The sequence below is a fragment of the Bradyrhizobium sp. CFUWI genome, assembly GCF_056429085.1.
This window is the reverse complement of the sequence record NZ_JBWJZE010000006.1, coordinates 1-24,509: the sequence shown is the minus strand read 5'-3', so window position 1 is coordinate 24,509 and position 24,509 is coordinate 1. Positions and strand designations below refer to the sequence as shown.

The following is a 24,509-nucleotide window of genomic DNA, read 5'->3' as shown; positions in this document are numbered from 1 at the left end:
TGGGGTTGTTTTCGCGCTTTTTGTTCTGAGGGCGTCTGAATTAGTCCGCCGCCTTCTCCCTCAAGCGCTGCGCGTAGACGTTGATGACCAGCGCCGCCAGCAGGATCAGGCCGCGGATCAGGATCTTCAGGAAACTGTCGATGTTGACGTGGTCGAGGCCGTTGTTGAGGACGCCGAGCACGAACAGCCCGACGATTGTATTGCCGATGCCGCCGCGGCCGCCGAACAGGCTGGTGCCGCCGACCACGACCGCGGCAATGGAGTCGAGAAGGTAAGTATCGAACTCGTTCTGCTGCGCGCTGCCGAAATGGGCGACGCCGAGCATGCCGCCGATGCCGGAGCAGACCGCCGAGATCACCATCACGCTGCCCAGGATGAGCTTGACGTTGAGGCCGGAATATTCGGCCGCCTCGCGGTTGCCCCCGACCATGTAGACGTAGCGGCCGAAGCGCGTGTAGGTCAGCACCAGATGACCGGCGAGCAGCATGATGGCGGCGACGATGACGATCCAGGGAATGCCGCCGATCGATCCCGAGCCGAGCGTGGTGACGAGGCTCGGCACCTTGTAGGCGATCTGGCCGCGCACCAGCAGCGCCGAGATGCCGGCGGCGATCTGCATCATCGCCAAGGTCATGATGAAGGAGGGGATGCCGATCACGGTCAGCCCCAGCGCATTGACGAGGCCAAGCAGGGCGCAGAGCAGGATCGACAGCAGGATCGCGACCGCGCCGGGCAGCGGGATGTTGGCGATGTTGACGTAGGATTCCTGCAGCGTGAAGTAGGCGACGGCGATGCCGGTGACGTTGGCGATGCTGGCGATCGACAGGTCGATCTCGGCGCAGAGGATCACGAAGGTGAGTCCGACCGCGATGATGCCGGTGACCGATACCTGCGTCAGGATGTTGCCGAGGTTGTCCAGCGTCGCAAAGGAGGGGCTGGCGAAGGCGAAGAACGCGGACAGGAAGATCAGGGTGAGGAACGGGGCGATGTTGCGCATCTGCGAGCGCAGGAATGGCGCTAGGCCCCGCGTCCGCTGCCCCGCCGCTAAAGCCGTCTCGCTGCTCATGTGCTTCTCCGTCACGCCGCTTCCAGCAGGCGGTCCTTGCTGACCGGCTCGTTCCTGAATTCCCGCACCAATGCGCCGCGCTTGAGCACGAGGATGCGGTCTGCCAGCGACAGCACCGTTTCCGGCTCGGTCGACAGCACGATGATCGCGAGCCCTTTGGTGCGGAGGTCGCGGACGATGTTGATGACGTCGTTCTTGGCGCCGACGTCCATGCCGCGGGTCGGCTCGCACAGCACCAAGAGCTTGGGCGGATAGGTCAGCCATTTCGCCAGCGCGACCTTCTGCTGGTTGCCGCCGGAGAGCATGCCAAGGTCGAGACCGACCACCGGCGGCCGGATCTGCAACTGCTCGACCTGACGCTTGGCGATGTCGCGCTCCTGCGCCGGCTTGAGCAGCAGCGCGGAGATGCGATCGAGAATGCTGATCGAGATGTTCTTGTAGACCGGCTCCTGATGAAACAGCATGTCGCGTCGGCTCTCCGGCACCAGCGCCACGCCGGCGCGCCGCGCCGCCGCCGTGCTGGCGAAGGTCTTCGGCGTGCCGTCGACGACAAGCGTGCCGGTGTCCGGCTTCAGCTTGCCGAACAGGATGCGCGACAGCTCCTGCTGGCCGCAGCCCATGAAGCCGTAGATGCCGAGCACCTCGCCGGCGCGCGCCTCGAACGAGACGTCCTTCAGGCTGCGGGACAGCGAGAGCTGATCGACCTTGAGAACGACCTGGCTGTCGCTTGGCCGCGGCAGCATCAAATCGTCGGTATAGCTGTGCTCGAGCGCCTCGCCGCCGCGGCCGATCATGGCCTCGATCAGCGCGCCCTTGCTGGTCGCCGCGCTCGCGGTCTCCGCCACCTTCCGCCCGTTGCGGAACACGGTCACCGTGTCGGAGACGAGCAGGATGTCCTCGATGAAATGCGAGATGAAGACGATTGCGGTGCCTTGCTCGCGCAGCCGCCTCAGCGTTGCGAACAGCCGCTCGACCTCGGGCGGGGAGAGCGCGGAGGTCGGCTCGTCCAGGATGATGATGCGGGCGCCGGAGAACAGCACGCGCGCGATCTCGATCAGCTGCTGCAACCCGATGGGGAGGTCGCCCAGCCGCGTCATCGGATCGACGTCGATGCCGAAGCGGGCAAGCTGCTCGCCGGCCTCGCGCGCCATCCGCCGCCATTGTACGAGGCCGAGGGCGTTGGTCGGCTGGTTGCCGAGGAAGACGTTCTCGGCGACCGTGAGGTCGGGCGCGACGGAGAGCTCCTGGTGCACCATGGCGATGCCGGCCGCGTGCGCATCGCGGGCCGAGCGGAAATGCGTCTCCACCCCGCCGATCAGGAAGCGGCCGGAGAATTCGGTGTGCACGCCGGCGATGATCTTCATCAGCGTGCTTTTTCCGGCGCCGTTCTCGCCGACGAGACCGTGGATCTCGCCGGGATGGAGCGCGAAGTCGACACCACGAAGTGCCTCGACGCCGCCGAAGCTCTTCGTGATGCCCTGCAGTTCAAGGATGGGCGGACGACCCTCGGACATGAAAGTTCAGATCAGGAAGTGATCCTGCATCCACTGCATCCCGGCGGCGTTGGCCTTGGTCACGACCGGGCCGTCGGTAACGACGTTCTTGGGAATGCCCTGTCCGCTCTTCTCGCCGCCGACCACGGCCGAGACGCCGGCGATGATGGCGCCGCCGTGGATGCGGCAGGAGGGATTGCGGACGGTCGCGAACATGCGGCCTTCGCTCACCGCCTGGATCGCCGGCGGCATGGCATCGACGCCGCCGATCAGGATGTTGGTGCGGCCGCGCGCCTTCATGATGTTGGCGGCGGCGAGCGCCATGTCGTCGTTGTGGAAGAATGCCGCATCGATCTGGGGATACTTGGTCAGATAGGTTTCCCACAGCCGCGCCGTCTTGGAGACGTCCCAGTCAGCAGGCTGGGTGTCGAGGACTTCGATGCCGGGGAATTGCTTGACCACCGAATTGAAGCCCTTGGCACGTCCTTGCGCGCCGGTGTGGCCGAGCGCGCCCTGCGTCATGATGATCTTGCCCTTGCCGCCCATGGCGTTGCAGAGGGCCTGCGTCACCGAGGCGCCCATGAACTCGTTGTCGGGAGCGAGGAAGGAATGCACGTTGATCTGGTCGAGCGGGGCGATCAGCGTGTCCATGTCGATCACCGGCGTGCCGGCGTCGATCATCTTCTGCACGGGCTGGGTGAGGGTGCCGATGCCGAAGGCCTGGATCGCCACGAAGTCCCATTTCTGCGAAGCCATGTTGTCGATCGCCGCCCGCTGCTTCACCGCGTCGAGCTGACCGTCGAACCAGGTGACCTCGACGTTGAACAGCTTGCCCCAGAATTCGGCGGCCTGCTTGCCTTGCGCGCACCAGGTGGCCTGGAGGCCGGCATTGGAGAACGCCGCCTTCAGCGGCTTCTCGCTGCGCCCGACCGCGGCTGCCAATGCGGGGTTCATGCCCATGCTGCCGAGGAGGGCAGCTCCGGCGCCGGCGGTCGCGGCCGCCTGAAGAAGATCGCGCCTCGTCGTCGAGAAATCTTTCGTCCCGGACATTGCTCGCTCCCATAAGATTTTAGCCTCGGCGCGTCATTGATTGCGCTACCGATGTCCGAAAGTGTCTCACAAGAGTTGCCGCCACTCAATCTGCAATCACTCGCCGACATTGCAGCAGGCCGCGTTGGTGCAGCGCAAAGTGTCAGGCCGTCGCGCCGGCGAGCGTGTCGATGTCGGCGAGCAATGCGTCCCAGGCTCGCGCAATCTCGGTTGACCATTGGTCGCCGAGCAGGTCGGGCAGCGTATCCCTGATGATGGCGAAGAACGCGATGAACAGCTCACGCGGCGTGCCATAGCCATCGTGCGAGGCGGCCTCGCAGGCGATCATTCGGAAATGCCCGCGACGCTGACCGGCGAAATCGAGGATCGCCTCGATCGCCAGCGCGAGCATCGATCCTTTCACGAGGTCGCGGCCGTCGGAACGGAACATCGCCTGCGTCTCGGGACGCTCGTCGAACAGGCGTCGGTAGACGAAGGGCGTGAGATCTTCGCAGCGCGAGGCCGCCAGCTCGAAGCTGATTTCGATTGGATTGCGCAAAGCACGCATCCGCGCGTCAGCCTCGCGGACAAAAAAAGAGCGGGGCCCTGGCCCCGCTCAAAAATTGTGTCGACCCTATTATCCCCGATTCTAAGATTTGCTCTTGATTGACGGGGCGACGCTGCATTTTGCGCGTCAGGGGCTCCTCCCGAGACTTGGACCACCAGACTTTGACCTCACGGCCAGCCTGAGCGAGAGGGATGCTAGATCAACTTTTCTCACTTGTCATCATTTTCGGCAACGAATGTTCAAAATTCGGTCAGTAGACGAAATGATCAGGCGTCATGGCCCGCAAGTATATGACAAATAAAAGAAATCTGTTGAGCGCGGGTCCGTTTGACCTGCCTCAAATGGCTGCCGTCCATCCTATGCTGGGTTTTGCAGGTCACGATTTTGGACAAGTTTGCGCTGGGGCAAGAAGGGAGGCGGTGCTGGCCTCGACTTGGAGCTGGGTGCGGTGTTTAGTTAGCAGACGAACGAACGGTTCGGCGGATGCGCGCACGGCTACAAAAATTCCTCCCCCTGGTCCTGCTCGCCCTGGCGATGCAGGTGCTGGCGCCGATTGCCGCCTGCTGGGCGACCGGCTTGGCCATTGCCGATCCGCTGTCTGCCGCCGTCATCTGCCATAGTGCGAGCGAGCAGGGCGGCCTGAACGATCAGACCGGCGTGCCGACCGCCCATGCCGGCGCGTGCGCCCTGTGCTGCCTGGCCCAGGCCAATGCCTCGCTCGATTCGCCGACGCCCGCGGCATTCTCGATTCCCGTTCGCCATGCCGAGCGGGTGGTGTGGCGTCCGGCGGACGCGTCCGCCACCACCGTTCACAAGGGCTCGAGCGCCCAGGCGCGCGCGCCGCCTCACATTTCCTGATCTAGCTACGAATCTGCCTCGTCAGCGGCTGCTGCACGGGGATTCGCAATGCACCGGCACTACTCGTGCTGGTATCGGGAATTTTCACATGTCTCGCCTTGGTTTGCTCCAAAGCGCTTCCGCGCGCGGAATTTTGCTTGCTTCTCTCTCTGCTCTCTCCCTGCCACAGCTCGCCGACGCGCAGGAAAGTGGGCGCGAACTTCCTCCGGTGACCGTCGACTCGCCACGCGAGAGGCGCGCTGCGCCGGCCCGCTCGCAGCGAACTCCCGTGCGATCAACGCGCGCGCGCACCGCGGCTCCGCAACAAGCGGCGCGTTCGCAGGGTGAAGGCGCGAGCGGTCCAGGCGCGTTGACCGTTCTGACGGCGCAGCAGGCCCTTGCGGAAATCAACCAGACGCCGGGCGGCGTGGCGCTGGTGACAGCCGAGGCCTACCGGAATTCTACGCCCGCGAGCACAATCAAGGACGTTCTCGACTACGTCCCTGGCATCTTCGCCCAGCCTAAATGGGGCGACGACACCCGGCTCTCGATCCGAGGCTCCGGGCTGTCGCGTAATTTCCATCTGCGCGGCGTGCAGCTCTATATGGACGGCATCCCGATCAACACCGCGGACGGTTACGGCGATTTCCAGGAGATCGACCCTACCGCCTACAGGTACGTTGAGGTCTACAAGGGCGGCAACGCGCTCCAGTTCGGAGCGAACTCGCTTGGCGGAGCGATCAACTTCGTGACGCCGACCGGCCGCGATCCGTTTCCGAACGGGGTTTCCGTCGATATGGGAGGCTTCGGATATAAGCGCTTCCAGGCCAACGCTGGCGGAGCAAACGGTCCTTGGGACGGCTTCGTCACGGCCTCGACGCAGGCCGCGGACGGTTTTCGAGACCACAGCTTTGGCTCAAGCAACCGGCTCAGCGCCAATGTCGGCTATCAGTTTTCGCCGGATTTCGAGACGCGCTTCTATCTCAACGCCAACGAGGTGCGGCAACGCATTCCCGGCACCGTTACCAAGACGTCTGCGCTGACCAATCCCGAGGCTGCAGCTCCGGCAAATGTTGCCATGGATCAGCAGCGCAATATCGACACGGTCAGGCTGGCAAACAAGACCACGATCCGTTTCGACCAGACCAAGGTTGAATTCGGAGCCTTCGGCGTCGATCGCCATCTGATGCATCCGATTTTCCAGTGGCTCGACTATCGTTACAAGGACTACGGAGGCTTCGCGAAAGTTACCGACGAGCGCTTCATCGGCGGCTTTCGCAACAGGCTGGTTGCGGGTGTCAACGTGCTGAATGGCAGCATCGACAATCAGCAATTCGCCAACATCGCTGGACAAAAGGGAGCTCTGCTCTCGTCGTCGATCGACCGCTCGAAGAACACATCCGTCTACGTTGAAGACAGCTTCTATTTCCTTCCCAGCGTTGCGGCGATAGCCGGAACGCAGTTTCTCCATGCGACTCGCAACCGGCAGGACCGTTTTCTCAGCAACGGCGATCAATCGGGGGCGACCCGCTTCAATCTGTGGTCGCCGAAAACGGGCTTGCTGTGGCAAATCGATCCGACATGGCAGGCTTTCGCCAACGTGTCGCGGAGCGCCGAAGTGCCGAGCTTCGGCGAGAGTTCAAATGGGCCGGGCATTCCGACGATTCCGTTTACCAGCATCCGCGCCCAGATCGCGACGACCTACGAGATCGGGACGCGCATGCGGAGGCCGGACTACTCGTGGGAGCTGACCGCTTATCGCGCCAACATCCGCGACGAACTGCTATGCCTCTACAGCGCCTTCGGCAATTGCAACGTGACCAATGCGGATCGGACCATCCACCAAGGCATCGAAGCCGGCGCGGGGGCCGCGGTCTTCCATGACCTCTTCGTAATGGGAAGCGCGCCGGACAAGGTGTGGCTCAATCTGGCCTACACCTATAACGACTTTCGCTTCGACAACGATGCTACCTTTGGCAACAATCAGCTACCTGGAGCGCCTCGTCACTATTTGCGCGCCGAATTGCTCTACAAGCATCCGACGGGCCTCTATATCGGACCTAACGTCGAATGGGTGCCGAAGGCCTATTTCGTTGACAGCATGAATACGCTGACGACGGAGCCTTATGCATTGTTGGGACTGAAGGCCGGTTTTGACAATGGCGGTCCATTCTCCGCCTACGTCGAGGGCCGTAACCTTACCAACCGGATCTATATCGCAAGCGCCAGCATCATCGACCGCGCGACTGCGGCGTCGACTTTGTTCGAGCCGGGAACGGGACGGACGGTTTATGCCGGAATGCGGTATCGATGGTAAGTGCTGCGGGCTCGCTGAAACAACCTTACGCGATCGGCCAGATCAACCACGAGGGAACCAAAATGAACAGGACCAGACAAACACTTTTCGCCATCGCCATTCTGCTAAGCGGCAGCGCGGCTGCATTGGCCGACGACGTCAAGGCCGGCGATCTCGTCATCTCGCAGGCCTGGAGCCGTGCGACCCCGGGCGGCGCAAAGGTTGCCGGCGGCTATCTCGTCATCGAGAACAAGGGGACGGCGCCGGACAGGCTGGTCGGCGTGTCCGCCGACATCGCCGGCAAGGCCGAGATCCACGAGATGGCGATGGATAACGGCGTGATGAAGATGCGCGCACTCGACAAGGGGCTGGTGGTCGATCCCGGCAAGACGGTGAAGCTCGCGCCCGGCGGCAATCATTTGATGCTCCAGGAGCTGAAGGGCCCGTTCAAGCAGGGTGACAAGGTGCCGGTGACGCTGCAATTCGAGAAGGCCGGCAAGGTCGCCGTCTCCCTCGACGTCCAGGGCGTCGGCGCGCAGGCCCCCGGCGATGCCGGGCATTCGGGTCACATGGACATGAAGAAGATGCCGGATCATTCGGGAATGAAAATGAAATGAGATCGATCTCGATTCCCGGGAGACCGAACATGAAGAGAGCCTGCCTGTTCCTGGTTGCCGCGCTCGCTGCCTCGCCGGCGGCGGCGCACGTGTCGCTCGAGACCAAGCAAGCGACGGTCGGTGCTTCCTACAAGGCTGTGTTCACCGTGCCGCACGGTTGCGCGGGCTCGCCGACGGTGAAGATCCGTGTGCAGGTCCCGGAAGGGGTGATCGCGGTGAAGCCGATGCCGAAGGCGGGCTGGAACGTCGATGTCGTCGAGGGCAAATATGCCGTCGAATACGACTATCACGGCAACAAGCTCTCCTCCGGCGTCAAGGAGGTGGCGTGGTCCGGCGGCAAGCTGCCGGACAAGCACTATGACGAGTTCGTCATGCATACGGTCCTGACCGACAAGCTCAAGCCGAACACCACCCTATACTTCCCCGTCGTCCAGGAATGCGAGACCGGCGTCAGCCGCTGGATCGAAATCCCGACCGAGGGAGCAGGGCATTCGCATCAGGGCAAGTCCGAGGGCAAGTCGCCGGCGCCGGGCGTGAAGCTGCTGCCGAAATCCTGATGCGCTTCTTCGCCGCGCTCGCGACCCTGCTGTTCGCCGCCGGATTGGCGAGCGCGGCGTGGGCGCATGCAGCGCTGATCTCGGTCGAGCCGCCGAGCGGGAGCATGCTCGCGGCCGCGCCCAAGGCGGTGGAGCTGCGCTTCAACGAGGCTGTGACGCCCGGTGCGATCCGGCTGATCGACGGTGCCGGCAGAGCGCGGGACGACGTAGGTATCAGCGCATCCGGCGAGACGATTTCGGTGGCGATGCCTGCGGATCTGCCTGAGGGCACCGCGGTCGTCAGCTATCGCGTGATCTCGCAGGACGGCCATCCGGTCGTCGGCTCGGTGATCTTCTCGATCGGCATGCCGACGGCGACGAAGCTCCCCGCCGCGGTTGACGGCGAGGTGAATGCGCTGATCTGGCTGGCGCGCGTCGGCCTCTATCTCGGGCTGTTCGTCGGCGTCGGCGGCGTGTTCTTCGCGCGCTGGATCGCATGGTCGATGATCGGCATGGCCGCGCCGCGCATGGCGATCGCCATCGGTATCCTTGGTGCTGCAGCGTCTCTCGGCACGTTGGGCCTCGACCTTCTCGGCCTGCCGCTAACAGCTCTCACGACCGCCGCACCCTGGAAAGTCGCGCTCGGGGCGAGTGCCGGTCCCGCCCTGCTGGTCGCCATCGCGGCGGTGCTGCTGGCGCTAATGGCGCTGCGAAGCGCGCGGTATGCGCACGCACTTGCGATCGTGGCCTTGGTCGGCGTCGGGCTGTCGCTCGCCATGACTGGGCACGCCGCAACCGCCCCGCCGGAGGCGCTAATGCGTCCGGCGATCTTTCTTCACGGCCTCGGTGTCGCCATCTGGATCGGTGCGCTTGCGCCGCTCGTCGCCCTGGTCTCGCATCCGACGACACCGCCGCTCCCAATCGTGAACCGCTTTTCCCGCATCGCTGCGCTGGCGGTCGGTGTGCTGGCCGTGACCGGCCTCGCTCTCGCAATCGTGCAGCTCGAAAAGCCGGGAGCGTTGGTGGAGACCCGTTACGGACTGATCCTCGCGAGCAAGCTCGTTCTCGTCACGGGATTGCTGGCGCTGGCCGCGCTAAACCGGTTCCGGCTCACACCGGCGCTGGCCCGGGACGGGACAGGGACGCCCGCGCTCAAGCGCTCGATCTTGGCCGAATGCGCCATCGCGCTGGCCATCCTGGCCGTCGTCGCCGGCTGGCGCTTCACGCCGCCGCCGCGGACCATCGTTCCCGAGACGCCGCTGGCGATCCACATCCACAGCGACAAGGCGATGTTCCAAGTCCTGGTCTCGCCCGGCAAGCCGGGGATCAATGACTTCGTGCTCCAGCTCATGAACGGCGAGGGGAGTCCGCTGGCGGCACGGGAGACGACGTTGACGCTGAGCCTGCCCGAGCGCGGCATCGAGCCGATGGAGCGGAAGGCCGCGCTGGGGCCGGACGGCCACTGGCATGTGCGCAAGGTCGAGCTTCCCTTTGCCGGCCGCTGGCACGCGCGGATCGACGCACTGGTGAGCGACTTCGAGCAAATCACGCTCGAGGATGAACTCGACGTCACTTCGCGTTAAGGCGCGGTTCGCGCTGAACCTGAAGTCCGAAGGAAAAATGACAGGAATTCCGCTGCTTAGCGGCTTTTCCTCATTCCCGGTCTTGTATTTTCGCTCTCAATCCGGTTTCACTGCAACCGATCACTGATTCCCAGAGTATTGCCATGCGGTTGTCGCGGTTCTTTCTGCCCATCCTGAAGGAAAATCCGAAAGAGGCGGAGATCGTCTCGCATCGGCTGATGCTGCGCGCCGGCATGATCCGGCAGGAGGCGGCCGGCATTTACGCCTGGCTGCCGCTCGGCTTCCGCGTGCTCAAGAAGATCGAGCAGATCGTGCGCGAGGAGCAGGATCGCTCCGGCGCGATCGAGGTTTTGATGCCGACGCTCCAGCTGGCCGATCTCTGGCGCGAGAGCGGCCGCTACGACGCCTATGGCCCGGAGATGCTGCGCATCGCCGATCGCCACAAGCGCGAGCTCCTGTACGGGCCGACCAACGAGGAAATGATCACCGAGATCTTTCGCGCCTATGTGAAGTCCTACAAGAGCCTCCCGCTCAATCTCTATCATATCCAATGGAAATTCCGCGACGAGCAGCGTCCGCGTTTCGGCGTGATGCGCGGCCGCGAGTTCCTGATGAAGGACGCCTATTCATTCGACCTCAACGAGGCCGCAGCGCGCGTCGCCTACAACAAGATGTTCGTTGCCTATTTGCGCACCTTTGCGCGGATGGGGCTGAAGGCGATTCCGATGCGCGCCGAGACCGGCCCGATCGGCGGCGACCTCAGCCACGAATTCATCGTGCTGGCGGAGACCGGCGAATCCGGCGTCTTCATCAATCGCGACGTGCTGGACCTGCCGGTGCCGGGTGAGGATGTCGACTACGAGAACGACCTGACGCCGATCATCAAGCAATGGACCTCGCTCTATGCCGCGACCGAAGACGTCCACGACGCCGCGCGCTTCGAGCAGGAGGTGCCCGCGGACAAGCGGGTGAACACCCGCGGCATCGAGGTCGGGCAGATCTTCTACTTCGGCACCAAGTATTCCGAGCCGATGAAGGCGCTGGTGGCAGGGCCCGACGGCGTCGACGTGCCGATCCATGGCGGGTCCTACGGCGTCGGCGTCTCGCGCCTGTTGGGTGCCATCATCGAGGCCTGCCATGACGATGCCGGCATCAAATGGCCGGAGGCGGTGGCGCCGTTCCGCGTCTCGATCCTCAACCTCAAGCAGGGCGATGCCGCCGTCGATGCGGCCTGCGAGAAGCTTTATGCCGAGCTCACCGCCAAGGGCGTCGACGTGCTCTATGACGACACCGACCAGCGCGCCGGCGCCAAGTTCGCCGCCGCCGACCTGATCGGCATTCCCTGGCAGATCATGATCGGGCCGAAGGGGCTTGCCGACGGCAAGGTCGAGATCAAGCGGCGAAGTGACGGCTCCCGCGAGACCATGTCGCCTGCGGACGCGGTCGCAAGACTTGTGGGCTGATAAGGCTGGTCGGCTGAATATTGTTCATCGCAAGATCGCGGCCGCCAATCCGGCCACAATTGACCCCGAATCATGGGATTATCGAGCGATGGATGAGACCATGACCAAAACCGTGCAGACCGCGCCTTTTGCGCCATTCGAGTGGATGCTGTCGGCGCGCTATTTGCGGGCGCGCCGCAAGGAGGGATTCATCTCGGTCATCGCCGGGTTCTCCTTTCTCGGCATCATGCTGGGCGTGGCGACGCTGATCATCGTCATGGCCGTGATGAACGGTTTCCGCAAAGAGTTGCTCGACAAGATCCTCGGGCTCAACGGCCACATCCTGGTGCAGCCGCTGGAATCGCCGCTGACCGACTGGAAGGATGTCGCCGACCGCCTCAGCCAGGTCGGGGGCATCCGGCTCGCCGCGCCCGTGGTGGACGGCCAGGCGCTGGCATCGTCGCCATGGAACGCCTCGGGCGTCCTGGTGCGCGGCATCCGCTCCGACGACCTCAACAACCTCACCTCGATCGCCAAGAACATCAAGCAGGGCTCGCTCGAAGGCTTCGACGAGGGGCAGGGCGTGGCGATCGGCCGGCGCCTCGCCGACCAGCTCTCGCTGCATGCCGGCGACAGCATCACGCTGGTGGCGCCGAAGGGCGCGGTCACCCCGATGGGCACGACGCCGCGCATCAAGCCGTACAAGATCGTCGCGGTGTTCGAGATCGGCATGTCCGAATACGATCTCGGCTTCGTGTTCATGCCGCTTGCCGAAGCGCAGGCCTATTTCAACCGCAGCAACGACGTCACCTCGATCGAGGTGTTCACCACCAACCCCGACAGGATCGACGCCTTCCGCAAGGCGGTGACGGAGGCCGCGGGACGTCCGGTGTTCCTGGTCGATTGGCGGCAGCGCAACTCGACCTTCTTCAACGCGCTCCAGGTCGAGCGCAACGTGATGTTCCTGATCCTGACCATGATCGTGCTGGTCGCGGCGCTCAACATCGTGTCCGGCCTGATCATGCTGGTGAAGGACAAGGGCAGCGACATCGCGATCCTGCGCACGATGGGCGCCTCGCAGGGATCGATCATGCGGATCTTCCTGATCACGGGCGCCTCGATCGGCGTGGTCGGCACGCTGGTCGGCTTCTTCGTCGGGCTCGTGATCTGCCTCAACATCGAATCGATCCGGCAATTCCTGTCCTGGCTGACCAGCACCGAGCTGTTCTCGCCGGAGCTCTATTTCCTGTCGAAGCTGCCTGCCGAAATCGACATCGGCGAAACCACGGCCGTCGTCATCATGGCGCTGACGCTGTCGTTCCTGGCGACGCTGTATCCGTCGTGGCGCGCCGCGCGCCTCGATCCCGTCGAAGCGCTGCGGTACGAGTGAGGGGCTGATGGAGCAGCAGGGGGCTGACGATGTACCGGTCATTTATCTCCACGAGATAAAGCGGCAGTACTTGCAGGGCGAGGTGCCGCTGACGATTTTGGACGGCGCCAAGCTGGCGCTGTGGGCCGGTCAATCGGTCGCGCTGGTGGCTCCGTCGGGCTCCGGCAAGTCCACGCTGCTGCACATCGCAGGGCTGCTCGAGGCGCCGGATTCCGGTGAGGTCTATGTCAACGGCGCGCCGACCTCGCAGCTGCCCGATATCGAACGCACCCAGCTGCGCCGCACCGATATCGGCTTCGTCTACCAGTCGCACCGGCTGTTGCCGGAGTTCTCCGCGCTCGAGAACGTCATGCTGCCGCAGATGATCCGTGGCCTGAAGAAGTCCGAGAGCGTCACGCGCGCCAAGGAGATCCTCGGCTATCTCGGCCTCGGCGAGCGCATCACCCATCGCCCCGCCGAGCTGTCGGGCGGCGAGCAGCAGCGCGTCGCGATCGCCCGTGCGGTTGCCAATGCGCCGCGGGTGCTGTTCGCGGACGAGCCGACCGGCAACCTCGATCCGCATACGGCCGATCACGTGTTCCAGGCCCTGATGCAGCTGGTCAAGGCGACCAGAGTGTCGATGCTGATCGCGACCCACAACATGGAGCTCGCCGGCCGCATGGACCGGCGCGTGTCGCTGTCGAACGGCCAGGTGGTCGAGCTCGACTGACAAAACCGCGAAAACAACCCCATGCACAGTAGCCAAGTGCCTGGCGGGACTTGCGAAAAAAATCGGCGATCGCGCACGGCCGCGCCGCAAGCGGTCAAGGCCGGATCACCGTCATCTTGAACGGCCCGCCATTGGCGGCGGCGTGCGCCACGGCCTCGTTGGCATGATCGAGGTCGAAGGCCGTCGTCTCGTATTCCTCCAGCCTGAGCAGTCCCGCGCGCACCAGCGCGATCAGGCGGCTCGCGGCATCCGGCGGGTACATCCAGACGCCGTGGATGCTGATGCAGTTGCGCATGATCCAGGGGTAGGGCAACTCGAGCCCCGCGCCGCCGGCCATGCCGACGCCGCCCATCAGTGCGACGCGTCCATAGGGGCGCACGGTCATGATCGCGGCCCGCACCACGGTCGGGCTGACCGAGGGCGGCATGATGTCGAGCACGCAGTCGATCGGGCCGGGCGCTGCGCGCTTCATCGCCTCGCGGTCATCGACCTCATCGCCAGTGAGCTTGACCGGCTTCACCCGCGGGCCGAAGCGGCGGACGAGATCGGCGAGGATCGTCTCGTTGCGGCCCGGTGCGACCACGCAGGCGGCGCCCATCGCCAGCGCGACGGAGACGGCTGCGCTGCCGAAATTGCCGGTGGCCCCGCTCACCAGCACGGTCTCGCCTGGCCGCAGGTTCGTAGCGAGGAAGCCGCCGTAAGGCACCAGCAGCGTGCCCAGCGCGCACCATTGCGCCGCTTCCTCGGACGTGATCGTGCCGATCCGTTTGACGTTCTCGGTCGGCAGGCGCATCTGCTCGGCAAACGAGCCGTGGCGAAAATGCTGTTGCAGGCGCATGCCGCCGGGACCGGCGGCGGTGAGCCCTTGCAGCTCGATGTCGGGCGCCGCCGCGTCGTCGCGCGAACGCACCGTCGGATCGCAGAACACCCAGTCGCCGACGCTGAGTCTGGTTGCGTCCGGGCCGATCGCGCGCACCCGGCCGATGCCGCCAGGACCCGGGATGATCGGCAGGTCGAGTGAGTAATTGCGCGTCCCGTCCAAGACTTCGTTCATGTACGACAACACGCGCGTGGCGACGACATCGACGATGACCTCGCCGGTGCCGAGCACCGGCTCGGGGACATTCTCGATCGCCAGCGGCGAACCGAAGGATTCGAGCACGGCAGCTTTCATGATGTTCACCTCGACGTCGGGTGATGGCGATATGCGCCGCCTTGGAGGGAACAAAAAGGCCTGGTATTATCCTAGTATTGCAGAGGCCCTCCATGCAGGAGCGACAGCGATGGCCGACCCGCGCCGCGTCGAATTCGGCGATTTTCTCAGGTCCCGCCGCGAAAAGCTGTCGCCGAAGACCGTCGGGCTTCCGGCTGGCCGCCGCCGGCGCACCGCGGGGCTGCGCCGCGAGGAGGTCGCGCAGCTCGCCGGCATCGGCGTCGACTGGTACATCCGCCTCGAGCAGGGCCGCACTGTCAGCCCGTCCGTCACCACCATCGACGCGCTGGCCCGCGCGCTCCGTCTCAGCAAGGCCGAGCACGCGCACCTGAAGGCATTGGCGCGTGACGGTGCCAGAGGCGCGTTCACGCGCGAGATCGTGCCGCCGCCGATCCGGCGGATGATCGCGAGCCTGAACCAGCCGGCCTATGTCACCGGGCGGCGCTGGGACGTGCTGGCCTGGAACGAGGCCGCCGAGGACATCTTCGCCTTCGGGCAGTTGCCGGAGCAGGATCGCAACACGCTGCTGCTGGTGATGACCAACAAGCAGATGCGAAAGTTCTACGGTGCGACCTGGACCGAGGTTGCGAAAAGCATGGTCGCGATGTTCCGCGCCACCCATGACGTCTGGGCCGGCGATCCCGCCTTTACGGAGCTGCTGACGCGGCTGCGCCAGGGCAGCCCGGAATTCGTCAAATGGTGGGAAGCCCACGACATCCGCAGCACGATGTCCGGCCTCAAGACCATGAACCATCCGACCAGGGGCCTGCTCCGGTTCGAGCACACCAGCTTCCAGGCCAACGATGACCCCGCGCTGAAGCTGGTGATTTACACGCCGGTCGAGGGTGGGGACTGACGGGGCAGGCTTCAACTTCTGAAGACTGATTGGCAGGCCTGTTCACCGCCCGCGGCCAGCGCGCGCCGGTGTGATGCGCTCGACGCGCGCGCAAATGTGGCGAGCGCGAGCGAAAAATGTGGCGACAATGGGCAGAGCAATTCATCTAGCATTCTCAATTCGGCATCACGCGAATGTGCGCGCGACGTCGTTACGCGCGTACGCAGCTGACGCCCTCGAGCGAACATTGGAACTACAGAAAACACTTGTTTCAAAGGGTTTCGGACGCGCCCTGATAAATCTTCATTAATGAAGCGCGGGCCTTTGGCGCGAACTGTTGCGTCGAGGTTACAGCAATTCTGTCGATCGCTGTTATGACGACGGCACGGCCCGGGGGCCTCTGAAGAAACTGGAACGGGAATCAAATGAAGAAGAATTTGTTGCTTGCTGCTGTGAGCTTGGTCGCGCTGAGCGCGGCGGCGCCGGCGCTGGCTGCTGACCTCGCGGCGCGGCCCTACACCAAGGCGCCGCCGGCGGCGCTCGCTGCGGTTTACGACTGGAGCGGCTTCTACATCGGTATCAACGGCGGCGGTGGTTCGTCGCACTCCACTTGGGATCTCGTCGGCGGCGGCCGTGAGGGTTCGCACGATGCGACCGGCGGCACGGTCGGTGGCCAGATCGGCTATCGCTGGCAGTCCGGCCAGTGGGTGTTCGGCGTGGAAGGTCAGGGCAACTGGGCCGACTTCTCGGGCGACAATGTCAGCGCGCTGTTCGCCACTCGCAACCGCTCGAAGATCGATTCGTTCGGTCTGATCACCGGTCAGGTCGGCTACGCCTGGAACAACGTCCTGCTCTACGTCAAGGGCGGTGCGGCTGTGGTCGGCGTCAAGTACGACGTGTTCAGCACGGCCTCAGGCGCGCTGCTGTCGTCGAACGACCAGACCCGTTGGGGCGGTACGGTCGGTGCCGGCCTCGAGTACGGTTTTGCGCCGAACTGGTCGGTTGGCGTCGAGTACAACCACATCTTCCTGCAGGACAAGGACGTCACTTTCGCAGGCCTGGCGGGTACCGACCGCATCAAGCAGGACGTCGACATGGGCCTCGTCCGCCTGAACTACAAGTTCGGCGGCCCGGTGCTCGGCCGTTACTGAGACCGATCGCTCTTCTCGGAGCGCTCGTCGAGAAGCCCCGGCCTTGGCCGGGGCTTTTTTATTGTGTGAATTCATCGAGTTAACCATTGCCCTTGGAGGCCGTCTGCCGCGCTTGACTCGTCAGAACAAAATGAGAACAATGTTCTTCATACGTTCTAGCAAGGGAGCGAGGCATGTTCAGGGTTTTCGTCGAAGAAGCCGCCGCACTGGCGTCGATCACGCTGTTCGTCGGGATGATCGCGATCTGGGCTCAAGTCATACCGCAGCTCTGATTGCGGCGCTCCAGGGCGGGAGCCCACGTTGGCCCTTGGGGAAAAGCAGGACGGCGCGGCCAATTGGCCGCTCGGGCGTGGACTCTGAAGCTGCGGCACCTCACCATTGCGAGGCGAGTCGGCAGGAGAGGGCAGATGCGGGTGCATGATGCCTTGAGGCGCCGGCGACCGCTCCATTCCATCTGCAAGAGGCCGTCACGCGACCATGCCGAGCGCCGGATTTGTCCACCTACACGTTCACTCGGCCTATTCGCTGCTCAAGGGCTCGATCAAGATCGGCAAGCTCGCCGAGCTTGCCAAGAAAGACCACCAGCCGGCCCTGGCGCTGACCGACACCGACAACATGTTCGGCGCGCTGGAGTTCTCCGACAAGATGGCGAGTTCCGGCATCCAGCCGATCGTCGGCTGCGAGCTGGCGATCGATTTCGGCGATCAGGATCCGAATGCGCGCAACGCGATGGGGCCGTCGCGCGTGGTGCTGCTGGCGGCGCAGGAGCGCGGCTATCGCAGCCTGATGCGACTGAACTCGCGCGCGTTCCTGGAGACGCCCGACACCCATGCCTCCCACATCAAGTTCGACTGGCTCGAGGGCGAGACCGAAGGCCTGATCGCGCTGACGGGTGGACCGGACGGGCCGATCTCGCTGGCGCTTGCCGGCGGTCATGCCGAGCTCGCGGCCTTGCGCTGCGAGCGTCTGGCCGGCCTGTTCGGCGATCGCCTCTACATCGAATTGCAGCGTCACAACACCGAGAAGGAGCGGCGCGTCGAGAGCGGCTTGATCGACATCGCCTATGCCAGGGGCCTGCCGCTGGTCGCGACCAACGAGCCTTATTTCGCAACGACCGACGATTACGAGGCGCATGACGCGCTGCTCTGCATCGCCGGCGGGCGGCTGATCGCCGAGACCGAGCGCGAGCAGCTCACGCCCGATCATCGCTTCAAGACGCGCGCCGAGATGGCGGTGCTGTTCGCCGACATTCCCGAGGCGCTGGCCTCGACGGTGGAGATCGCCGAGCGCTGCTCCTTCCGCCCGATGACGCGCAAGCCGATCCTGCCGCTCTTTACCGTCGGCGCCGCGCAGAGCTCGGACGCTGCCGCAGTCGAGGCGGCGGAATTGAAGCGCCAGGCGGAGGAGGGGCTCGCAAAGCGTCTCAGCATCCACGGCCTGTCGCAAGGCACAACCGAAGAAGATTACAACAAGCGCCTGGCGTTCGAGCTCGACGTCATCATGCGCATGAAATACGCGGGCTACTTCCTGATCGTGTCCGACTTCATCAAATGGGCGAAGAGCCAGGGCATTCCGGTCGGGCCGGGCCGCGGCTCGGGCGCGGGCTCGCTGGTTGCCTGGGCGCTGACCATCACAGACCTCGATCCGATCAGGTTCGGCCTGCTGTTCGAGCGCTTCCTCAATCCCGAACGCGTCTCGATGCCGGACTTCGACATCGACTTCTGCCAGGACCGCCGCGGCGAGGTGATCAGGTACGTCCAGGAGCGCTACGGCCGCGACCAGGTCGCGCAGATCATCACCTTCGGAACGCTGCAGGCGCGCGGCGTGCTGCGCGACGTCGGCCGCGTGCTGCAAATGCCCTATGGCCAGGTCGACAAGCTGACCAAGCTGGTGCCGCAGAATCCGGCCGCACCGGTGACCCTTGCGGCCGCGATCGAGAGCGAGCCGAAGCTCCAGGCGTTCCGCGACGAAGATCCGATCGTGGCGCGCGCCTTCGACATCGCGCAGCGCCTCGAAGGCCTGACGCGGCACGCCTCGACCCACGCCGCCGGCATCGTGATCGGCGATCGCCCGTTGAGCGAGCTCGTGCCGCTCTACCGCGATCCCAAATCCGACATGCCCGTGACCCAGTTCAACATGAAATGGGTCGAGCCGGCCGGCCTCGTCAAATTCGACTTCCTCGGCCTGAAGACGCTCACCGTCCTCGACGTCGCGGTGAAGCTGTTGAAGCCGCGCGGCATCCATGTCGATCTCGCCACGCTGCCGATCGACGATGCCGAGAGCTACCAGATGCTGGCCCGCGGCGAGGTGGTCGGGGTGTTCCAGGTTGAAAGCCAGGGCATGCGGCGCGCGCTGGTCGACATGCGCCCGGACCGTTTCGAGGACATCATCGCGCTGGTGGCGCTGTATCGGCCGGGCCCGATGGCGAACATCCCGACTTATTGCGCGCGCAAGCACGGCGACGAGGAGCCGGAATATCTGCATCCCGTGCTGGAGCCGATCCTGAAGGAGACCTTCGGCGTCATCATCTACCAGGAACAGGTGATGCAGATCGCGCAGGTGATGTCGGGCTATTCGCTCGGCGACGCCGACCTGCTGCGCCGCGCCATGGGCAAGAAGATCCGCGCCGAGATGGACAAGCAGCGCGACATCTTCGTCGCCGGCGCGGTGAAGAACGGCGTGCCGAAGGGGCAGGCCGAGACCATCTTCGAGCTGCTCGCCAAGTTCGCCGATTACGGCTTCAACAAGAGCCATGCGGCAGCCTACGCGCTGGTGTCCTACCACACCGCCTACATGAAGGCGCATTACCCGGTGGAGTTCATCGCGGCGTCGATGACGCTCGATCTCAACAACACCGACAAGCTCTCCGAATTCCGCTCCGAGGCGCAGCGCCTCGGCATCAAGGTCGAGCCGCCGAACATCAACCGCTCCGGCGCGACCTTCGAGGTCGGCGAGAAGACGATCTACTACGCGCTCGCAGCGCTCAAGGGCGTCGGCATCCAGGCGATCGAGCAGATCATCGAGGAGCGCACCAAGCGCGGATTGTTCACCTCGCTCGCCGACTTCGCCGCGCGGGTCAATCCGCGCGCGATCAACAAGCGCATCATCGAAAGTCTAGCCGCCGCCGGCGCCTTCGACACGCTGGAGCCGAACCGCGCCCGCGTCTTCGCCGGCGCGGACTCGATCCTGGCCGCCTGCCAGCGCGCGCATCAGGCCGAGACCATCGGCCAGAACGACATGTTCGGGATGTCGGCGGATGCGCCGACCATCATGCTGCCGCAGATCGAACCCTGGCTGCCGGCCGAGAAGCTCCGCCGCGAATACGACGCCGTCGGCTTCTTCCTGTCGGGCCATCCGCTCGACGATTATGCCACCGTGCTGAAGCGGCTGCGGGTGCAGAGCTGGGCGGAATTCTCGCGCGCGGTGAAGACCGGCGCCACCGCCGGCAAGGTCGCCGCCACCGTGGTCTCGCGCATGGAGCGGCGCACCAAGACCGGCAACAAGATGGGCATCATGGGACTCTCCGATCCCACGGGCCATTTCGAGGCGGTGCTGTTCTCCGAAGGCCTCGCGCAATATCGCGACGTGCTGGAGCCGGGCGCCGCCGTGCTGCTGCAACTGGGCGCCGAGCTGCAGGGCGAGGACGTCCGCGCCCGCGTGCTGCATGCCGAGCCGCTCGACGATGCCGCCGCCAAGACGCAGAAGGGCCTGCGCATCTTCGTGCGCGATACCAAGCCGTTGGAGTCGATCGCCAAGCGTCTGGCCGGCCCCGATATGGCGGCTGCAAACGGCGCTGCGCCGAAGGTCGGCAGTCCGGGCATCGCGCCGCGCGGAAATGGCGACGGCGAGGTCTCGCTGGTGATGATGCTCGACCTCGAGACCGAGGTCGAGATGAAGCTGCCCGGCCGCTTCAAGGTCTCGCCGCAGATCGCCGGCGCGATCAAGGCGGTCGCGGGCGTGGTGGACGTGCAGCAGATCTGACGCTGCCTGCACCGCCGCAAACCAAAGCTTAACTATCAGACTCACGCATGGTTTCGAACTGTGCCGGGCACAGCTATCAGTTGTTTCCCGGCGCGAAACAAGGAAGAACAACCATGTGTGACAAATGCTGTGAAAATCCCGATCAATCGCTCGCTCCCTCCCGCCGTTCGATGATGCTTTTCGCCGCCTCCGCGCTGGGGGCCGCGGCGTTTGGCGGGGCCGCGTCGGCCAAGGAGGCGAAGGCGCCGCCGAAACCCCAGAACGTGCTGTCGCCCGATGCGGCGCTGAAGCGGTTGATGGAGGGCAATTCGCGCTACGTGTCGGGCGTGTCGCGCCGCCACGATTTCAAGCATGAGCGCGAGGTTCTGGTCGGCGGTCAAAATCCCTACGCAGCCGTTCTGAGCTGCGCCGATTCGCGGATTGCGCCCGAATATGCCTTCGACAGCGGACGCGGCGATCTGTTCGTGTGCCGCATCGCCGGAAATTTTGCCGGCGACGAGACCGTTGCGAGCATGGAATACACCGTCGCCGTGCTCGGCACGCCGCTGATCCTGGTGCTCGGCCACGACAATTGCGGCGCCGTCGACGCCACGATCAAGTCGCTGAAGGACGACAAGCCGCCGCCCGGACACATCCCCACGCTGATCTCCGCGATCGCGCCGGCGGTGAAGGCCGCGGCCCAGCAGAGCGGCAACGCGCTCGACAACGCCATCCGCCAGAACGTCATCGACAACGTTGCCAAGCTGAAATCGGCCGCACCGATCCTCAATGCGGCGGTCGAGCAGGGCAAGCTCAAGGTGGTCGGCGGTATCTATCGTCTGAGCACGGGCACCGTCGAGTTGCTTGCCCAGGGCTAAAGCCCGGCGTTTGGAGCACCTGGCGTCGTGTGCAGCAGCACCGACGCCCGGTCTGCGCAATCGCCGCAATGGTTGTCGGACCTTGTTGCAACCTGTCGCTGATTCCAGCTAGCATGCATCCCGGGGAATGGACTGGGGTGTGCGATGTTGCGACGGGGCGCGTTGTTGTTGGCCGTCGGTGCGATGCTGGTGGGCTGTGTCAGCGATCAGGTCGGGACCGACTTTGCCTCTGTATCAAAGAAAGTCGGACCTCCGCGCGCCGGACATTCGCGCGTCGTCCTGCTCCAGGACAAGCGGAACGGTCTCAGCATGGCCATCTGCGCCTGCGAGGTGAAGCTCGACGGTGCGCCGCTCGGCAAGGTCGTGGCTGGGAAATATGCCTATGCCGATCGGCCGGCAGGTCGCCACGAATTGCTGGTGACGGAGCTGCTGTTTCCGGGCGACACCAAGCGCGAGATCGTGATGGAAGCCGGCCGGACGCATTTCTATCTCATCAAGAGCAGCCCCAGGCACGATGCCACGACGGGCGGCGCGGTCCTCGGCGGCTTGATCGGGCTTGCAGCGGTTTCCGTCGCGACGGCGGGCGAGGCCAATCCCGGGCCGGCCGAACTCGTCGCGCTGGACGAGGCGACGGCGCGAACGAAGCTCGCCGAGCTGCAAGCGGTGGAGTGAGGGGCGCTGCGCAGGGACCTGAAGGAGCCTTGCGCCGTTTCGACGCTGACTTGAGGTTGCCGTGAGGCTGCTGCGGAGCTGACGCGAGCGGCGGCGCGGCCACGCCACCGCCTCAATCCGAGCTTTTCGTTCAAGTGCCGTTCAGCTGGCCGCGCGCCTGATGCGTGGTGGCACCGCAACAAGAATAACGGGCAAGCAAGCCATGCGTGGGACGTTCAGAGTCTTCATTTGCCTTCTCCTGCCGATCATGGCCCTTGCCGCCGGCGCGCCGGACGCGGCCCGCGCGCAGCAGCCGGAAAAGCGCATCGCGCTCGTGGTCGGCAACGGCGCCTATGCCAAGTCGCCGCTGGCAACCCCCGCGAACGATGCCGGCTTGATCGCGCAGACGCTGCAGGCGGCCGGCTTCGACGTCGTCGGAGCGCGCGATCTCGACGGCGACACGCTGCGCAAGAGTCTTCGCGACTTCATCCAGAAAGCCCAGGCCTCGGGGCCGGGAACCGTCGCGATGATCTATCTTGCCGGCTATGGCGTGCAGCTTGCCGGCGAGAACTATTTCATCCCGGTCGATTCCAATATCGCGCGCGATACCGACATTCCGACCGAGGCGCTGCGCATCAGCGATTATGTGCGTCAGCTCGCTGCGATTCCGCTCAAGGCCAACATCCTTGTGCTGGACGCGGCCCGCGCGCAGCCGTTCATCGAGGGCGGGATCGCGGGCGGTCTGGCGTTGGTCGAGCCCGACGCGAACATGCTGATCGCGTTCAACGCGGCGCCCGGCACTGTCGCGCCGGAGGAGCCGGGGCCGTACGGCATCTATGCGCAGTCGCTGGCCGAGATGATCCGCACCGGCGGCCTGCCGCTGGCGGAGGTGTTCGACCGTGTCCGCCTGCGCGTCAACGAGGCCAGCAAGGGCGCGCAGGTGCCCTGGAACGAGCAGAAGATCTCGGCGCCGTTCTCGTTCTTCGAGCGCGGGCCCGACGCGCCGCCGCCGGAGACCGCACCCGACCAGGTCGCCGCAATCCGCAGCAAGCCGATCCGCGATCTCGGCGTGCAGGACGCTTATGCCGCCGCGCTCGCGCGCGACACGCTGCCGGCCTATGAGGAATTCCTCGCGGCCTATCCGGGCGATCCGCTCGCAAAGCGCGTGATGGCGATCGTGGCGGCGCGCCGCGAAGCCATCACCTGGCGGCGGACCTATCGCGCCGATACGCCGGACGCCTATTGGTCGTATCTGCGCCGCTATCCGCGCGGGCCGCATGCGGGCGATGCCCGGCGCAGGCTCGCGATCCTGACTGCGCCGCTCGAGCCGCCGCCGACTTTCACGATGCTGGACTACGACGTGCCGCCACCGCCGCCGGAGGAGGTGGTCTATTTCGACCGTCCGGTGCTGTATTTCAGCGACCCCGATTTCGGCTTCGCGCCGCCACCGCCGCCGCCGGTCTATTATCTGCCGCCGCCGCCGCCGGATTTCGTCGTGCTGGCGCCGCCGCTGCCGGTGTTCGGCCTGTTCGTGCTGCCGCAGCCGGTGTTCGTGCCGATTCCGGTGTTCGTCCGGCCCCCGATCTATGTCGCGCCGCCGCCCAACAACATCATCTACCAGAACATCCATAATACGACGGTGATCAACACGGTGATCAATCGCCCGCCGGCACCTGCGCCGGCCGCGGGGCCGGGACCTGGTCCGGCCAATCTGGCGCCGGCGGTTGCCGGCCGTGCCAATCCGGCAGGTCCGGCCGTGCCGCAGGCGGTCGCGCAGCGCGCCGCGCTGATCCAGCAGGGCAAGGCACCGATGCCGCCGAGCGCGACGATCCAGCCGACGGCGAGGCCGGGTATCCCGGCACCTGCTCCGGCCAATGTCGCTCCCGCCACAACAGCGCAGCCTCCGGCTGTGGCCAAGCCGCCGCAGGCTAATACCTTGCCGGCGCCGGGGACTCCGGGCGCTCCGCCGACGGGGGCGGGGGTTGTGCCCGGCGCTGCCACGCCGAACGCCGCACCAAGTCCGACCGCGACGGCGCCGGCTGGCAATGCTGCGGCGACGCCGCACCCACCAGCACCCGCCAAGCTGCCGCAGGCGAACACATTGCCTGTCCCCGGGACCCCTGGTGGCCCGCCGCCGACTTTCACGATGCTGGACTACGACGTGCCGCCACCGCCGCCGGAGGAGGTGGTCTATTTCGACCGTCCGGTGCTGTATTTCAGCGACCCCGATTTCGGCTTCGCGCCGCCACCGCCGC

Annotated in this window: 19 protein-coding genes; 14 read left to right on the top strand and 5 right to left on the bottom strand. The window is 65.1% G+C overall.

Annotated features, from left to right (window positions below; translation table 11 throughout):
- Positions 1–40: 40 nt before the first annotated feature.
- The 4 genes from AC066S_RS14750 to AC066S_RS14735 form a co-directional block, all read right to left on the bottom strand.
- Positions 41–1,066 (bottom strand): ABC transporter permease, encoded by a 1,026-nt coding sequence (locus AC066S_RS14750; protein ID WP_126257353.1) that lies wholly within the window; start codon positions 1,064–1,066, stop codon positions 41–43.
- An 11-nt stretch (positions 1,067–1,077) separates the two neighbouring features.
- A complete protein-coding gene (locus tag AC066S_RS14745; RefSeq protein ID WP_478270036.1) occupies positions 1,078–2,580 on the bottom strand; it encodes a sugar ABC transporter ATP-binding protein in 1,503 nt (500 codons plus the stop codon).
- A gap of 6 nt (positions 2,581–2,586) precedes the next feature.
- On the bottom strand, positions 2,587–3,609 hold the full coding sequence (locus tag AC066S_RS14740) for a sugar ABC transporter substrate-binding protein (RefSeq protein WP_126257355.1): 1,023 nt from the start codon (positions 3,607–3,609) through the stop codon (positions 2,587–2,589).
- 142 nt (positions 3,610–3,751) lie between these two features.
- Positions 3,752–4,156, bottom strand: a complete 405-nt coding sequence (locus tag AC066S_RS14735) for a globin (RefSeq protein WP_135170016.1) — start codon at positions 4,154–4,156, stop codon at positions 3,752–3,754.
- 483 nt (positions 4,157–4,639) lie between these two features.
- On the opposite strand from AC066S_RS14735, the gene AC066S_RS14730 reads away from it, so the two are divergent.
- From AC066S_RS14730 to AC066S_RS14695, 8 genes are all read left to right on the top strand, one after another.
- Positions 4,640–5,014 (top strand): DUF2946 family protein, encoded by a 375-nt coding sequence (locus AC066S_RS14730; protein WP_126257357.1) that lies wholly within the window; start codon positions 4,640–4,642, stop codon positions 5,012–5,014.
- A gap of 88 nt (positions 5,015–5,102) precedes the next feature.
- On the top strand, positions 5,103–7,310 hold the full coding sequence (locus AC066S_RS14725; protein WP_478270035.1) for a TonB-dependent receptor family protein: 2,208 nt from the start codon (positions 5,103–5,105) through the stop codon (positions 7,308–7,310).
- A 62-nt stretch (positions 7,311–7,372) separates the two neighbouring features.
- The gene (locus AC066S_RS14720) at positions 7,373–7,906 is read left to right on the top strand and encodes a copper chaperone PCu(A)C (protein WP_126257359.1); all 534 of its coding nucleotides are present in this window, start codon (positions 7,373–7,375) and stop codon (positions 7,904–7,906) included.
- 29 nt (positions 7,907–7,935) lie between these two features.
- Complete coding sequence (locus AC066S_RS14715; RefSeq protein ID WP_164718563.1) at positions 7,936–8,463, top strand: YcnI family copper-binding membrane protein; 528 nt, start codon at positions 7,936–7,938, stop codon at positions 8,461–8,463.
- The gene (locus AC066S_RS14710; protein ID WP_478270034.1) at positions 8,463–10,025 is read left to right on the top strand and encodes a copper resistance CopC/CopD family protein; all 1,563 of its coding nucleotides are present in this window, start codon (positions 8,463–8,465) and stop codon (positions 10,023–10,025) included. The genes AC066S_RS14715 and AC066S_RS14710 overlap by 1 nt, the downstream gene beginning before the upstream one ends.
- Positions 10,026–10,168: 143 nt before the next feature.
- Positions 10,169–11,488, top strand: coding sequence for a proline--tRNA ligase (proS, locus tag AC066S_RS14705; RefSeq protein WP_126257362.1), 1,320 nt, complete (start codon positions 10,169–10,171; stop codon positions 11,486–11,488).
- An 88-nt stretch (positions 11,489–11,576) separates the two neighbouring features.
- On the top strand, positions 11,577–12,857 hold the full coding sequence (locus tag AC066S_RS14700) for a lipoprotein-releasing ABC transporter permease subunit (protein ID WP_478270033.1): 1,281 nt from the start codon (positions 11,577–11,579) through the stop codon (positions 12,855–12,857).
- Between the two features lie 7 nt (positions 12,858–12,864).
- Positions 12,865–13,566, top strand: coding sequence for an ABC transporter ATP-binding protein (locus tag AC066S_RS14695; RefSeq protein WP_164718564.1), 702 nt, complete (start codon positions 12,865–12,867; stop codon positions 13,564–13,566).
- Positions 13,567–13,660: 94 nt separating this feature from the next.
- Here the strand turns inward: AC066S_RS14695 and AC066S_RS14690 are convergent, their stop codons facing one another.
- Positions 13,661–14,740, bottom strand: coding sequence for a zinc-binding dehydrogenase (locus AC066S_RS14690; protein WP_478270032.1), 1,080 nt, complete (start codon positions 14,738–14,740; stop codon positions 13,661–13,663).
- Between the two features lie 109 nt (positions 14,741–14,849).
- Here AC066S_RS14690 and AC066S_RS14685 point away from each other — a divergent pair, with 109 nt between their 5' ends.
- The 6 genes from AC066S_RS14685 to AC066S_RS14660 form a co-directional block, all read left to right on the top strand.
- On the top strand, positions 14,850–15,635 hold the full coding sequence (locus AC066S_RS14685; RefSeq protein ID WP_478270031.1) for a helix-turn-helix transcriptional regulator: 786 nt from the start codon (positions 14,850–14,852) through the stop codon (positions 15,633–15,635).
- A gap of 404 nt (positions 15,636–16,039) precedes the next feature.
- On the top strand, positions 16,040–16,765 hold the full coding sequence (locus tag AC066S_RS14680; protein WP_478270030.1) for an outer membrane protein: 726 nt from the start codon (positions 16,040–16,042) through the stop codon (positions 16,763–16,765).
- 477 nt (positions 16,766–17,242) lie between these two features.
- Positions 17,243–20,746, top strand: a complete 3,504-nt coding sequence (gene dnaE, locus AC066S_RS14675) for a DNA polymerase III subunit alpha (RefSeq protein ID WP_478270029.1) — start codon at positions 17,243–17,245, stop codon at positions 20,744–20,746.
- Between the two features lie 113 nt (positions 20,747–20,859).
- Positions 20,860–21,603, top strand: a complete 744-nt coding sequence (locus AC066S_RS14670; protein WP_478270028.1) for a carbonic anhydrase — start codon at positions 20,860–20,862, stop codon at positions 21,601–21,603.
- A 144-nt stretch (positions 21,604–21,747) separates the two neighbouring features.
- Positions 21,748–22,275, top strand: coding sequence for a DUF2846 domain-containing protein (locus AC066S_RS14665; protein WP_478270027.1), 528 nt, complete (start codon positions 21,748–21,750; stop codon positions 22,273–22,275).
- 202 nt (positions 22,276–22,477) lie between these two features.
- On the top strand, positions 22,478–24,509 hold a 2,032-nt coding region (locus AC066S_RS14660; RefSeq protein ID WP_478270026.1), incomplete at its 3' end, for a caspase family protein.